The sequence below is a fragment of the Pantoea sp. SS70 genome (assembly GCF_029866845.1).
In the GTDB taxonomy this organism is placed as follows: domain Bacteria; phylum Pseudomonadota; class Gammaproteobacteria; order Enterobacterales; family Enterobacteriaceae; genus Pantoea; species Pantoea leporis.
The window spans coordinates 4,073,802-4,087,023 of the sequence record NZ_CP117199.1 but is presented as its reverse complement, the minus strand read 5'-3'; the positions used below and the strand labels follow the sequence as shown (position 1 = coordinate 4,087,023).

12 protein-coding genes are annotated in these 13,222 nt (G+C 52.8%); 6 read left to right on the top strand and 6 right to left on the bottom strand.

The annotated features are described in order from the left end of the window. The first annotated feature begins 36 nt into the window (after positions 1 to 36). Entirely contained in the window at positions 37 to 1,068 is a 1,032-nt protein-coding gene (locus tag PO881_RS18905; RefSeq protein ID WP_192415304.1) for a glycosyltransferase family 9 protein, read from the top strand. Here the strand turns inward: PO881_RS18905 and PO881_RS18900 are convergent. Further along, complete coding sequence (locus tag PO881_RS18900) at positions 1,049 to 2,014, bottom strand: polysaccharide deacetylase family protein (RefSeq protein ID WP_280172218.1); 966 nt, start codon at positions 2,012 to 2,014, stop codon at positions 1,049 to 1,051. The two genes, PO881_RS18905 and PO881_RS18900, sit on opposite strands and share 20 nt — an antisense overlap. Before the next feature lie 205 nt (positions 2,015 to 2,219). On the opposite strand from PO881_RS18900, the gene PO881_RS18895 reads away from it, so the two are divergent. Then, positions 2,220 to 3,302, top strand: a complete 1,083-nt coding sequence (locus PO881_RS18895; RefSeq protein ID WP_280172922.1) for a glycosyltransferase — start codon at positions 2,220 to 2,222, stop codon at positions 3,300 to 3,302. Positions 3,303 to 3,337: 35 nt separating this feature from the next. Here PO881_RS18895 and tdh read toward each other — a convergent pair whose 3' ends face one another. Together tdh and PO881_RS18885 are read right to left on the bottom strand one after the other, a co-directional pair. Next, on the bottom strand, positions 3,338 to 4,366 hold the full coding sequence (tdh, locus tag PO881_RS18890) for an L-threonine 3-dehydrogenase (RefSeq protein WP_101760674.1): 1,029 nt from the start codon (positions 4,364 to 4,366) through the stop codon (positions 3,338 to 3,340). After that, positions 4,363 to 5,571, bottom strand: a complete 1,209-nt coding sequence (locus PO881_RS18885) for a glycine C-acetyltransferase (protein WP_210081794.1) — start codon at positions 5,569 to 5,571, stop codon at positions 4,363 to 4,365. Before PO881_RS18885 ends, tdh begins: the two co-directional genes overlap by 4 nt. 231 nt (positions 5,572 to 5,802) lie before the next feature. Here PO881_RS18885 and rfaD point away from each other — a divergent pair, with 231 nt between their 5' ends. The 4 genes from rfaD to PO881_RS18865 are packed head-to-tail and all read left to right on the top strand — an operon-like array spanning position 5,803 to position 9,661. Then, positions 5,803 to 6,735 carry an ADP-glyceromanno-heptose 6-epimerase gene (gene rfaD / locus PO881_RS18880; RefSeq protein ID WP_101760676.1) on the top strand — a complete coding sequence of 311 codons (933 nt, stop codon included), beginning with the start codon at positions 5,803 to 5,805 and terminating at the stop codon, positions 6,733 to 6,735. 17 nt (positions 6,736 to 6,752) lie between these two features. Further along, positions 6,753 to 7,796: an ADP-heptose--LPS heptosyltransferase RfaF gene (gene rfaF / locus PO881_RS18875; RefSeq protein ID WP_280172217.1), complete on the top strand. Its 1,044-nt coding sequence runs from the start codon at positions 6,753 to 6,755 to the stop codon at positions 7,794 to 7,796. 2 nt (positions 7,797 to 7,798) lie between these two features. Continuing rightward, positions 7,799 to 8,761: a lipopolysaccharide heptosyltransferase RfaC gene (rfaC, locus tag PO881_RS18870; RefSeq protein ID WP_280172216.1), complete on the top strand. Its 963-nt coding sequence runs from the start codon at positions 7,799 to 7,801 to the stop codon at positions 8,759 to 8,761. After that, positions 8,762 to 9,661, top strand: a complete 900-nt coding sequence (locus PO881_RS18865) for a sugar glycosyltransferase (protein ID WP_280172215.1) — start codon at positions 8,762 to 8,764, stop codon at positions 9,659 to 9,661. Between the two features lie 94 nt (positions 9,662 to 9,755). Here PO881_RS18865 and PO881_RS18860 read toward each other — a convergent pair whose 3' ends face one another. The 3 genes from PO881_RS18860 to envC form a co-directional block, all read right to left on the bottom strand. Then, on the bottom strand, positions 9,756 to 10,832 hold the full coding sequence (locus tag PO881_RS18860; RefSeq protein ID WP_277974244.1) for a glycosyltransferase family 9 protein: 1,077 nt from the start codon (positions 10,830 to 10,832) through the stop codon (positions 9,756 to 9,758). Between the two features lie 130 nt (positions 10,833 to 10,962). Then, positions 10,963 to 11,859, bottom strand: coding sequence for a divergent polysaccharide deacetylase family protein (locus PO881_RS18855; protein WP_192415316.1), 897 nt, complete (start codon positions 11,857 to 11,859; stop codon positions 10,963 to 10,965). A 3-nt stretch (positions 11,860 to 11,862) separates the two neighbouring features. Next, entirely contained in the window at positions 11,863 to 13,164 is a 1,302-nt protein-coding gene (gene envC / locus PO881_RS18850; RefSeq protein ID WP_137386767.1) for a murein hydrolase activator EnvC, read from the bottom strand. Positions 13,165 to 13,222: the final 58 nt, after the last annotated feature.

Genomic DNA, 13,222 nt, shown 5'->3' with positions numbered 1-13,222 from the left:
ATAAGCGAGACAACGCTCCTCAATCTGGGCATCAGCATGAAAAATATTCTCGTGATTAGGCGCGATAACATTGGCGACATGGTGTGTACCACCCCGCTACTGGAAGGATTAAAACGGGCCTTTCCCGAGGCAAAACTGACCTTGTTAGTAAACAAAGTTGCTGAGGATGTGGTGAGCCATAATCCGCATGTTGATCGCCTGTATGTTTACAAGAAAGCTAAGCACCGCGCTAAAAACGAAACCACGCTAGGTGTCTATTGGCAGCGAATAAAGGTCATGCTGGCGCTGCGTAAAACGCGCTTTGATGCGACCATTCTGGCGAATCCTGTGCCGTGTAAATACAGTCTGCGATTGGCGAAAATGGCCGGTGCAGGGAATGTGATTGGCGCGGCTCAGAATGACGCACAGCTTGATCATCCGTTCCAGAAAAGTGATTTCCACGGCGAGCATCAGGTTGAACACACTTACTCTTATCTCTCTGCGCTAACCAGCACGCCGCCTGCTATACCCGCTGTGAATCTCTATCTCTCCACCAGCGAACGTGAAGCAGCTGGCAAACGCATCAGCGCTCTGTTCCCCTCATTGGGCAAGGTTTACGGCGTGCACATCAGTAGCCGCAGCCCAAAGCGCCGCTGGCCGGTTGAATCCTATGCGGCCTTTATCAATAAGCTGCTGGAAGATGAGCAGGCGCGCGTGCTGGTATTCTGGTCGCCGCAGGGAACGCTTGATTTCAATGATAAAGGCGATGCAGTACGCACCGATGAGCTGATGCAGTTGGTCAATTCGCCGCGTGTGGCGCGCTATCCCACCGCATCTGTGCGCGAACTGGTGGCGGGTTTTGATCGCTGTGAGCAGATTCTGTGTAGCGATGGCGGGCAGATGCATCTTGCCGCCGGGCTGCACAAAAAGCAGGTGGTGTTTTTTGGTGATACCAATGCCAGCCGGTGGCATCCGTGGTCAGGGGAATACCGGATCATGCAGACCGCTTCGGGCGAATGTCAGGATGTCTCGCCAGAAGCAGTATGGGAAGCATGGCAGCAACTCAGCGTTAAGCCTGTTGCAATTTGAAGTTGTCGTGATACTCCGACAGTGTTTGTCCGACGAAGCGGGGGGCTAACCAGCTAAACAACGCTTCTAAATCTTCGTACAGTCGCTCGATATCCTGTTGGTTTTTGAACGTTGGACTGCCGTCAGGCATAAATTCTGAGCTGTGCAGCATAAACTCGGCGTAATCCTGGCCTTCGGCCAGCGACATTTCAACCACGCGTTTCATGTCAGCCAGATTCCCGCCTGATGGACGTAACCAATAAACGGCAGGACTCTTTTGTTTGCCGCGTAAGCGGTACAGACCCTGTTTGACCGTATTCATCAGCGGTGAATACTTGTATTGAATGCTCATGGGGATTTCGAGCAGCGAGGAGCGACCGCTGCGTGAGATGTCGTCAGGATCGATAAAATAAGGTTTATGCGGGAAGTGAGTGTAGTTCGTGCCGCCTTTCCCCTGCGGCGCACCACGGGTGAAGGCCCAGTTAACGCGCGGTGTGACGGAGCAGTCTACCTTATAGCCCAGTTCAGTTAAGATCGCCGCATAGCGCTCATCAAAAGCCCAGCGTCCGGCACGATGGCTGAGCATTTTTGTCTGGAACTTCTCCTCCAGCAGATCAGTCATATAAGCAACTTTATCCCGCAGTACTGCATCGGGATATTCAATCAGAAAAGGTTGCCAGCGCCAGTCATCATCGGTGAGTGGCGCTTCCGGTGGGCTGTTCCAGGCGTGAAGATGCATGCCGATTTCGCCCTGGTTGCGTGCAATCACATCTTTGCCGAATTCGACAAAAGCAGGATCCGTTGCCATTTCATAGTTGGTTAGCCAGGTAGGTTTAAAACCATAGCGCTCACATAAAGCCTGAAAGCGTGGCAAATAGCCGGTATTTTCAGTGGTGATGGAGCGATGATTGCGCCAAAGGTTGTCGCCTTCGGTGTCTATGGTAATAAGGAAAGCATGCCGGGTCATGTTTGCCGCCTGAGGCCAATAAAATCGCAATGTTACGCTGTGCTTTTCAGTGACGCAAAACTAATTGCTGCGGATGCTTAAAGCGAAAATAGCGCCGTGAAAAATCGGATTTGCTAGCAGACTGCGTTAAGATTCACGCGGCATTATTTAGTCAAACAGAGTTTTAAAATCAGACAGGTGGAGCATTTTGTCAAAGCGCATACTGATGGTGATTGATGGTTTACCGGGCGGTGGAGCCGAAAAAGTCGTGCTGACGTTGGTGACCGGTATGCTTGAGTTGGGACATCGGGTGTCGCTGTTTTCGCTGCGCAAAGTATGCGATTACCCTTTGCCTGACGGCGTTGATTATCAGGTCATCCAGGATACTAATCGTCAGCCCTGGCGCAAGCTGACCGAATTAACGCGTCGCGCCAGATTGCTGGATGACGCTGTTCTGCGGGCGGAGCAGAGCGCCGGTAAGTACGATTTAGTGGTATCTCATTTACACAAAACCGATCGTATTGTGCGCCGTTGTCGAACCCTCTTGCCTCGTAAAACCTGGTTTTGTCTACACGGTGTATTCTCCGCCTCCTATCTGGGCCATCGTGCGGGACTATCGCGCTGGTTAAAAGCACGCAAAATTCACCGTGTTTATCAGGCACGCAACGTGATTGGCGTCTCTGCTGCTGTGGTGGAAGACCTAAAGACTGCTTTTGCGGTTACGCCGGCGCGCGAGGCCGTGATTGGTAATCCGTTCGATATCGAAGATATTATGCAACGTGCAGCCGAGCCGGCTGATGTGCCGCCGCAAGGATTTCTGGTCCATGTGGGGCGATTTCACGAAACCAAACGTCATGATCGCTTGTTGCAAGCCTATGCACTGAGCAACATACCGCTGCCGCTGGTGTTATTAGGCCAGGGATCACCGCAGCGTAAAGCTGCGCTGCAGACGCTGGCCCAGCAGTTGGGTATTGCGGATCGCGTCATCTTTCAGGGATTTACGCTCAATCCTTATGCGTGGATTAGCCGGGCAACAATGCTGATAGTCAGCTCGGACAGCGAAGGTTTTGGTAATGTCCTGATTGAAGCGATGCTGTGCGGTACGCCGGTGGTGAGTACGCGCTGTCCGGGTGGGCCAGCTTCGTTACTACAAGGCGATTTGGCGCGCGGACTGGCGGATTTAACACCTGAATCAGTGGCAGAAAAGATGCTGGAGATTTATCAGGCTCCGCCTCAGCTCCATGCTGATGAGTTCGCTGCTTTTGATACCAAAGTGATTTGCCAGCGCTATCTGGCGCTGGCTGAATAATCATAAAAGGGAGCATTGCTCCCTTTTATGAGTGCTTAATCCCAGCTCAACACCACTTTGCCGGATCTTCCCGAGCGCATCTCATCAAAGCCCTGCTGGAACTCATCGATGTGATAGCGATGGGTGATGATAGGGGTGAGATCGAGGCCGGACTGAATCAGCGCCGCCATCTTGTACCAGGTTTCGAACATCTCGCGGCCGTAGATGCCTTTGATGAACAAGCCTTTAAAGATCACCTGATTCCAGTCGATGGACATCTCGCCCGGCGGAATGCCCAGCAGCGCGATGCGGCCGCCGTGGTTCATTACCTCCAGCAAGGTGCGGAACGCCGGTGGCGCACCAGACATCTCCAGACCGACATCAAAACCTTCGGTCATGCCGAGTTCGGCCATCACATCACGCAGATTTTCCTGCGCCACGTTGACGGCGCGCGTTACGCCCATTTTGCGCGCCAGATCGAGGCGATAGTCGTTGATGTCGGTGATCACCACATGGCGCGCGCCGACGTGCTTGCACACTGCCGCCGCCATGATGCCAATCGGCCCGGCACCGGAGATCAGCACATCTTCGCCCACCAGATCGAACGAAAGCGCAGTGTGCACCGCATTGCCAAAGGGATCGAAAATCGCCGCCAGTTCGTCAGAAATGTTGTCGGGAATTTTAAAGGCATTAAACGCCGGAATCACCAGATATTCGGCAAAGCAGCCCTGACGATTGACGCCAACGCCTACCGTATTGCGGCACAGATGCGTGCGTCCAGCGCGGCAGTTGCGGCAATGGCCGCAGGTGATGTGGCCTTCACCGGAAACACGATCGCCAACGGCAAAGCCCTTAACTTCCTGGCCCATTCCCACCACTTCACCCACATATTCGTGGCCGGTGATCATCGGCACCGGAATGGTTTTGCGCGACCAGTCATCCCAGTTGTAGATGTGCACGTCGGTACCGCAGATAGCGGTTTTACGAATCTTAATCAGTAGGTCGTTATGGCCGGGTTCAGGTATTGGCGCGTCCTTGACCATCCAAATGCCTTCTTCGGCTTTTAATTTGGCGAGTGCTTTCATTTCCCTGCTCCTGAAATAACGCCCAGCTGTTGACCAATACGGGTGAAGGCCGCCACGGCGTGTTCCAGCTGCGCCTGCGTATGTCCGGCAGAGATCTGCGTGCGGATACGTGCCTGACCTTGCGGTACCACCGGATAGAAGAAGCCTGTGACGTAGATTCCTTCCTGCTGCAACAGGCTGGCAAATTGCTGCGCCACTTTGGCATCGCCCAGCATTACGGGGATGATGGCGTGATCGGCGCCGGCCAGCGTGAAGCCTGCGGCAGTCATCTTCTCGCGGAAGAAGCGGGCATTTTCCCACAGACGCTGGCGCAAACCGTCACCTTCACTCAGCAGCTCCAGCACACGCAGCGAGGCAGCCACAATCGCAGGCGCCAGCGAGTTGGAGAACAGATACGGACGCGAGCGCTGACGCAGCCACTCAACCACTTCTCTTTTCGCCGCCACGTAGCCGCCCGATGCGCCACCCAGCGCTTTACCCAGCGTGCCGGTCAGAATGTCGACGCGATCCATCACGCCGCAATATTCGTGCGTGCCGCGTCCGGCAGAACCCACAAAGCCCACCGCATGGGAATCATCGACCATCACCAGCGCATCGAATTCATCGGCCAGATCGCAAATGCCCTGCAGATTGGCAATCACCCCATCCATCGAGAACACGCCATCGGTGGCAATCAGGATGTGGCGCGCGCCTTTGTCGCGTGCTTCCTGTAAACGCGCACGCAGCTCACTCATGTCATTATTGGCGTAACGATAGCGCTGCGCTTTACACAAACGCACGCCATCAATGATCGATGCGTGATTAAGGGCATCTGAAATAATCGCGTCTTCGGCGCTGAGCAGCGTTTCAAACAGGCCGCCGTTGGCATCAAAGCAGGACGAGAACAGAATCGCGTCTTCCATGCCGAGGAACGCAGCCAGCTTGTGTTCCAGCTGCTGGTGGATGTCCTGCGTGCCGCAGATAAAGCGCACCGAGGCCATGCCAAAACCGTGCGAATCCATGCCGTCTTTCGCCGCCTGGATCAATGCCGGATGATTGGCTAAACCCAAATAGTTATTGGCGCAGAAGTTGATGACGGGCGGGCTGTTGGCAACGTTGATTTCTGCCTGCTGCGCCGACGTGATGGTGCGTTCTTGTTTGAACAATCCGTCCTGACGTGTTGTCTCAAGTTGTTGACGAATTTGCGAATAAAACTGACTGGACATGATTATGCTCCTCAGATAGCAAATATTTGGCACATATTACTGATCGAAAAGCGAATCAACGACATTTTAGCCATCAATATCTCGGTTTTGCAGCATAGTTCACGCTGCGAACAGGATTTGTGCAGCGCATACGGCGTCATCTGGCTGCCTGCGTCTGGCTGAAATGTTATGATGATAGGCATTCGTGGGTGAAACCTCCTGTTTCCCCCCAACTCTTTAAAGGCAAAGCATATGATTATCGTAACCGGTGGCGCTGGCATGATTGGCAGCAACATTGTTAAAGCGCTGAACGACCGCGGTCTGACCGACATTTTGGTGGTGGATAATCTGAAGGATGGCACCAAGTTCGTGAATCTGGCGGATCTCGACATCGCCGATTACATGGATAAAGAGGAATTCCTCAGCTACATCATGTCTGGCGAAGATCTCGGCCCCATCGAAGCCGTGTTCCATGAAGGTGCGTGTTCCGCAACCACCGAGTGGGATGGCAAGTACATGATGGATAACAACTATCAGTACTCCAAAGATCTGCTGCACTTCTGCCTCGAGCGCGAAATCCCGTTCCTCTACGCCTCATCTGCTGCCACTTACGGCGGCCGCAATGAGAACTTCATCGAAGAGCGCCAGTACGAGCAGCCGCTGAATGTGTACGGCTACTCAAAAATGCTGTTCGATCACTACGTGCGCCAGATTCTGCCTGAAGCAGACTCACCGGTGTGCGGCTTCCGTTACTTCAACGTGTACGGTCCGCGTGAAGGCCACAAAGGCGGTATGGCGAGCGTCGCGTTCCACCTCAATACGCAAATTAGCAACGGTGAAAATCCAAAACTGTTCGAAGGCAGCGACGATTTCCGCCGCGACTTCATCCATGTTGATGACGTGGTTGCGGTAAATCTGTGGTGCTGGGAAAACGGCGTTTCCGGTATCTACAACTGCGGAACAGGCCGTGCTGAATCTTTCCAGGAAGTGGCGGATGCGGTGCTGAACTTCCATCAGAAAGGCCAGATTGAATACATTCCGTTCCCGGACAAGCTGAAAGGCCGTTATCAGGCGTTTACCCAAGCCGATCTCACCAATCTGCGTGCAGCCGGTTACGACAAGCCGTTCAAAACCGTTGCGCAAGGCGTGGGCGAATACATGGCCTGGCTGAACCGTAACGTATAAGGAAACCGGCAGCAGCGATGAAAATTCTGGTTATTGGCCCATCATGGGTCGGCGATATGATGATGTCGCAAAGTCTCTATCGCACGCTCAAGGCTGAGCATCCTGAAGCGGTGATCGACGTGATGGCGCCGGCCTGGTGCCGCCCATTGCTGTCGCGTATGCCGGAAGTGAATCAGGCGCTGGCGATGCCGCTCGGCCACGGCGCATTGGCGCTGGGCGAGCGTCGTCGTTTGGGGAAAACCCTGCAGGCCAGCGGCTATGACCGCGCCTATGTGCTGCCGAACTCCTTCAAATCTGCGCTGGTGCCGTTTTTCGCCGGGATCAAACGTCGCACCGGCTGGCGCGGCGAGATGCGCTATGGCGTGTTGAATGATGTCCGCGTGCTGGACAAAGCGGCCTTTCCGTTGATGGTTGAGCGCTATGTGGCGCTCGGCTATGACAAACCGGTTGCTTCCGCGCAGCAGCTGCCGCAGCCGTTGCTGTGGCCGCAATTGCGCGTCGATGACGATGAAAAGCGGATGACGGCGGCGCAATTTGCGCTGTCAGCCGATCGTCCAGTGATTGGATTTTGTCCGGGTGCAGAGTTTGGCCCGGCGAAGCGCTGGCCGCATTATCATTATGCCGCGCTGGCAGAGCAGCTGATTGGCGAAGGTTATCAGGTGGTGCTGTTCGGTTCGGCGAAAGATCGTGAAACCGGCGACACCATTGTGCAGACGCTGTCAGAAGCGGCGCGTGCGCACTGTAAAAATCTGGCGGGTGAAACGCAACTTGGGCAAGCCGTGATTCTGCTGGCGAACTGTGCGGCGGTGGTCAGTAACGATTCCGGCCTGATGCATATCGCTGCGGCGCTTAATCGTCCGCTGGTGGCGCTGTATGGTCCAAGCAGCCCGGACTTCACTCCGCCGTTGTCTCAGCACGCGCGCATTATTCGTTTAATCACCGGCTATCACAAAGTCCGCAAAGGTGATGCCGAACAAGGTTATCACCAGAGCCTGATTGATATTCAGCCAGCGCGCGTCCATCAGGAATTGAGCGCGCTGTTGCATCCGGTGCAGGAGTAAAGATGCACGTTTTGATTGTTAAAACCTCCTCGATGGGAGACGTGCTGCATACCTTGCCCGCGCTCACGGATGCGATGCAGGCGATTCCTGGCATCAAGTTTGATTGGGTGGTTGAAGAAAACTTTGCTCAAATTCCCGCCTGGCATCCGGCTGTGGATAGAGTGCTGCCGGTGGCGATTCGCCGCTGGCGCAAGCACTGGTTCGGTAGCCAGCAGCGTGAAGAGCGTGTGCAATTTAAGCGTGAGCTGCAATCGCGTCAGTATGATGTAGTGCTGGATGCGCAAGGTTTGATCAAAAGCGCCGCGCTGGTGACGCGCCTGGCAAAAGGCGAGAAGCACGGGCAGGACAGCCGCAGCGCACGCGAACCTTTCGCCAGCTGGTGGTATGACAAACGCCATGAAATCAACAAGCAACAGCATGCCGTCGAACGCACGCGCGAGCTGTTTGCCAAAAGCCTCGGCTATGAAAAGCCTGCAACGCAGGGCGACTACGCGATTGCCGGCCATTTCCGCTCTACGCTGCCCAATGACACGCAGCCTTATCTGGTGTTTCTGCATGCTACCACGCGTGATAACAAACACTGGCCGGAGTCACACTGGCGTGCGCTGATTGAGTTAGTTCAGCCAACAGGATTGCGCGTGAAATTGCCGTGGGGCGCAGAGCATGAACATCAACGCGCACAGCGTCTGGCCGAAGGCTTCGACCATGTTGAGGTATTGCCTAAGTTAACGCTGGAGCAGGTAGCGCAAGAATTAGCTGGTGCGCGCGCGGTGGTGTCGGTAGATACCGGTTTAAGTCATCTGACGGCAGCGCTGGATCTTCCGAATATCACGCTATTTGGTCCCACCGATCCGGGATTGATTGGCGGGTATGGCAAGAATCAGCATGAATTAAAAGCAAGCGATGGTACCATGCAGGCAATTACGGCCGAGATGGTTATGGAAAAATTGAAGGAACTGCTCTGAATGACCTCAATTTTTAAACAAATCTATCGTTATACTCATGCAAGGGCATTGAGACATAACGAAAACTTGTGGCCCCATATTAAGATCCGCCGAGCCAAAACCGATAATATTCAGCGGCTAAGCTACTGGGGAAAGCAAGTTAAGATTGAGGATCTCATCGCATTGCGTGCCACGATAACGGGAGATGTGACAATCCTGGCTACTGGCCCTTCGGTTAAATCATTAGACATTGAGAAACTTGCCAGCACCACATTTGTGGGCGTGAATGGCGCCTATAATCTGCGCGATAGAATTACCTTTGCATATTATGTCATCGTCGATCGGGGATTTATCGATAAAAGATTCGATCTTGTCACTGATATTATTAATGACGAAAAGCTGGTTCTGTTTACAACCGTGCACTGCTTCAATGATATCTTGCAGCGCGCTGATTTACGGGACGTTAAGTGCCGCCTGGCAATTATTGAAGATCTCAGCTTTAAAGTATTCAGAAGTATCGTTCGCCCTGAAGAATATGCCCTCAATTATCAGGGGAAAATGGGGATCTCTCTCTCTGAAACGCCATTCATATCTGGTTTTTCCTGGGATATATGTCAGGGGGTTTTCGATGCTGGCACGGTTGCTTATTGGGCCTTGCAGATATCCGTCTGGCTGGGTGCCAGTCGTATTTTATTAGCTGGCGTTGATATGAATAATTTTTCAGCGCCGCGCTTTTATGAAAGCGACAATGATAAGCTTCCAAGCCTACTTGAATCTAACTTTAGCGCGGTTATTAAACCCGCCTTTATCCATGCAAGCCGGGAATTAGAACGAGCGGGGATTAAAGCGTATAACCTTTCATTAGAAAGTGCTCTTGATGAGAATATTTTTGAGAAGGCTACACCAGAAGCTATTTTTTAAAATAGATCACAACCTGAAATCTATTTATTCTTTTTTATTTTTCTAATTTATAAAAAACTATACCAGGCTTCACATTAAAACCTGGTATATATTATCAATTTAACGTTTTCAACACTGCGTTATAGACCTGTTCCACATTGATTTTCCGCATAGGAAATTGTGGGTCATCATTTTCCTCAGGCTCAATACGGATTATCTGGTGAATATCCAGATCCTGATAAGGTCCAGTATGGCGAGGATTGGCACCCACATACAGACTTACCGTCGGCGTTTGCGCGGTAACAGCAATATGTAATGGCCCCGTATCGCCCGTTATCAATACATCAATTCGCTTAATAAGCTGAAGCAGTTCGGGCAGACGCGTTTTGCCAATATATGAAGTGACCCGATGATGATACTTTTCTGGCAGTAGTGCAAAGAAGGCGCTTTCGATCGGGCGATCCTGGCCGGCGCCAGTCAGAACCAAAGTGGATTCTGGACTATGGCTAAAAATACGTTCTGCCAATTGTGCAAAGTGTTCCACGGGCCAGCGACGGTTATCACCTGATGCGCCCATTTGAAAACCGACAATGGTTGAGCTTTCCTGCTGGTGACCATTATCAACTTTTATAGGAAATTCCATGCGGATATCAGTGGTGTCACAGCCTAATGAACCAATAAGATTCAGTTTACGTTGAATAATGTGTGATTCTGCTCGCGGTGAGTAGAGATCAAGCCAATGATTAAATACAGGATTATCGCTACCGAAATTATCTCTAACCAGATATTTTGAGCCGCTTAACCGCGCGCAAAGAATATCGTAGCCTAAGCTGGAGTGCAGTAGCAGCGTTAGATCAGGTTTGAAACGGCGTAGTTTCCTGATCAGATTAGGCGCACGGACAATTTTATTGTCCCAAATAGCCACTTGATCAAACCATTCGCTGTCTTCAACCAGATCGCGGTTTTTATCGCTGGAAACCAGCATGATTTTGGCGGATGGATAACGGCGCTTAATCGCTTTTATTGCTGGTGTGTTAAACAGCAAGTCACCTAATGCCGTCGTCGAAAAAATAACGATGCGCTCGAACTCATGGGTCGCGCTCAGCGGGGACTTATTTCTGTCGATTTGGCTCAGTTTAGCGTGCAGACTCAGCACGGAGTTAATTAGATTTATTTTCCAACGCTTTTTCATTAATACGGCTTACCCTAGAGAATCTGACTATTCGACAGCCATAGCAAAAAATAATTTCGCCATTATAACGAAAAAAACATCAGCCCCGTATAGAGGCTAACGTTAAGGCCGATTTGCACTTTGACTTAATTTAGAACAAAGACTCTAAATGCTTGAACAATGGGCTTTGCGCAATGCTTTCACTAATCAACTCAACGGCATAGTGCTGCGGCACGGGCGGCAATGGTTTGCCCGGCTTACACACGCCTGGCGCACGGAAGCGTGGCGGCTGGGTTTTGGATGGCGGCGGAGTCGCACCCTGATGCAGCGGCTCATTCAGCAACTGGCTTGGCCGCACTAGCGTGATATCGGCTGGCAATGTCGGCAGCATCTGCTGCAGTACGCGCACCGTCGTCGGATGCGGATGACCAATCGCAATGGCATAACCATCGCGCTGCGCAAGTTTCACTGCGCGGGTAAACTGCGCGCGGATTGAAGCCTCATCCTGACTATCATCAAGGAACACGCGGCGTTTCAGGACTTTAACGTTGGTACCTTGCGCGGCTGGGATCGACTGACTATTGCCAATCGTCATGCTATCGAGAAAGTAATAGTTGTAGTGATTGAGCACCTGCATCACTTTCTGCATGCCGGGCAGGCTGGAGGTCATTTTGCTGCCCATATGGTTATTCAGGCCAACCGCAAAAGGCACTTTGCCGCTGGCTTCTCGAATAATCCGCTCGATTTCCGTGCTGCTCATCTCGGGCGTCAGCGTGTCTTTCTCCAGCGGCTGTTTGCTGAGCGGTGCCATCGGCAGGTGAATTAGCACTTCGCGACCACCCTGATGCGCTTTGGTGGCCATCTCACGCGCATGGGGCGCATTCGGCAGGACCGCAACGGAAATCGCGGTGGGCATCTGCAGCACTTTATTCTCTTCTTTTGGCCGATAACCAAAGTCATCGATCACGATGGAGAGTTTTCCCGCATGGGCGGAAAGTGACAGAAACAGGCCGCATAGGGCGGCCGAGAGCTTAGAGGGTTGAAACAAAACTTATCTTCCTAACCACGGTAGTGGATTGACGGCCTGTCCCTGGCGTCGGATTTCAAAGTAGAGCGAAGGCGTGCCGCGGCCGCCGCTGGTGCCCACAAGGGCGATAGGCTGTCCTGCCTTCACCTGAGCACCCACGCTCACCAGTGCGCTTTGGTTGTAGCCATAAAGGCTCATATCACCTTTACCGTGTTCCAGAACGACAACCAGACCATAGCCTTGCAGCCAGTCGGCCATCAATACGCGTCCATCAGCGATGGCTTTCACTTCGGTACCTTCTGGCGCATCGACGACCAGACCTTTCCAGCGCAATTCGCCCTGCATCGATTCACCGAAGCGATGTTCAATACGTCCCCGTACCGGCCAAACCGCTTGCCCGCCGGGCTTGCCTAATCCGCCGGTACGCGCCATCAGCTCGCGCTCACTCTGCGTTGGCTGATAACTTGATCCTTTGGCTTTCGCCTGCGCCTGACGCTGACGCACTTTTTCCGCCTCGCGCGCTTCGCGTTCCGCACGTTCGCGTGCTTCACGCTCTGCCTTAGCGATTTTGCTTTGCAGGCGGCTTTCGTTCTCACGCATTTCAACCAGGTCCGCCTGATCTTTCTCCAGCGAGCTTTCCAGTATGGTGAGCGTTTTCTTACGCGCCGCGCTGGCGACTTCCAGCTTGCTTTGCTGCGTCTGCTGCTGGGCCAACAACGATTTTTGCTGCTCCTGTTTGCCCTGCAATGATTGACGCTGTTCCGCTAATTGCTGCTGGGTTTGTTTGAGATCGTCGATGTTTTTCTGGCGTGCGGCGTTGAGATAGCCGAAATAGGCAAGAATGCGCTCACTGCGCTGGGCTTCTTCGCCTCCGAGCAGCAACTGCAGACCATTATGCTGTCCCTGACGGAAGGCGGCATCAAGCTGTTGTGCCAGCAGTTTTTCCTGCTGTGCTTGCTGCTTTTCCAGCCGCGAGATAGAAGAGGTGACCTGCGCGATTTCACCCTCAAGCGTGCTGAGGCTGTTACGCGTTTCGCGCAGCTGACGGCTGGCCTGCGCAATCACTTTTTCCTGGCTTTGCAGCTGATCCAACAACTTACTGCGCTGCACTTTCTGCGCTTTAACGCTCTTTTCTTTCTCGGCAATGTCCTGCTGAATGGACTTCAACTGCGTTTTACTGTCATCCGCACTGCGTGCAGCGGCAGGAAGTAATAATGTGCCCGCCAGAAGCAGACTCAGGGAGATTTCGGACCAGCGAAATGACAACGGAAGCGCAGTGCCGTTGTAACGGGTCCTTGTGTGTGTAACGGTCGCTTTTCCCTTCATAGTCGATAATTATTCCACGATGAACAGCCGCTTACCAGTTAGCCCGGCCGGGTTTTAC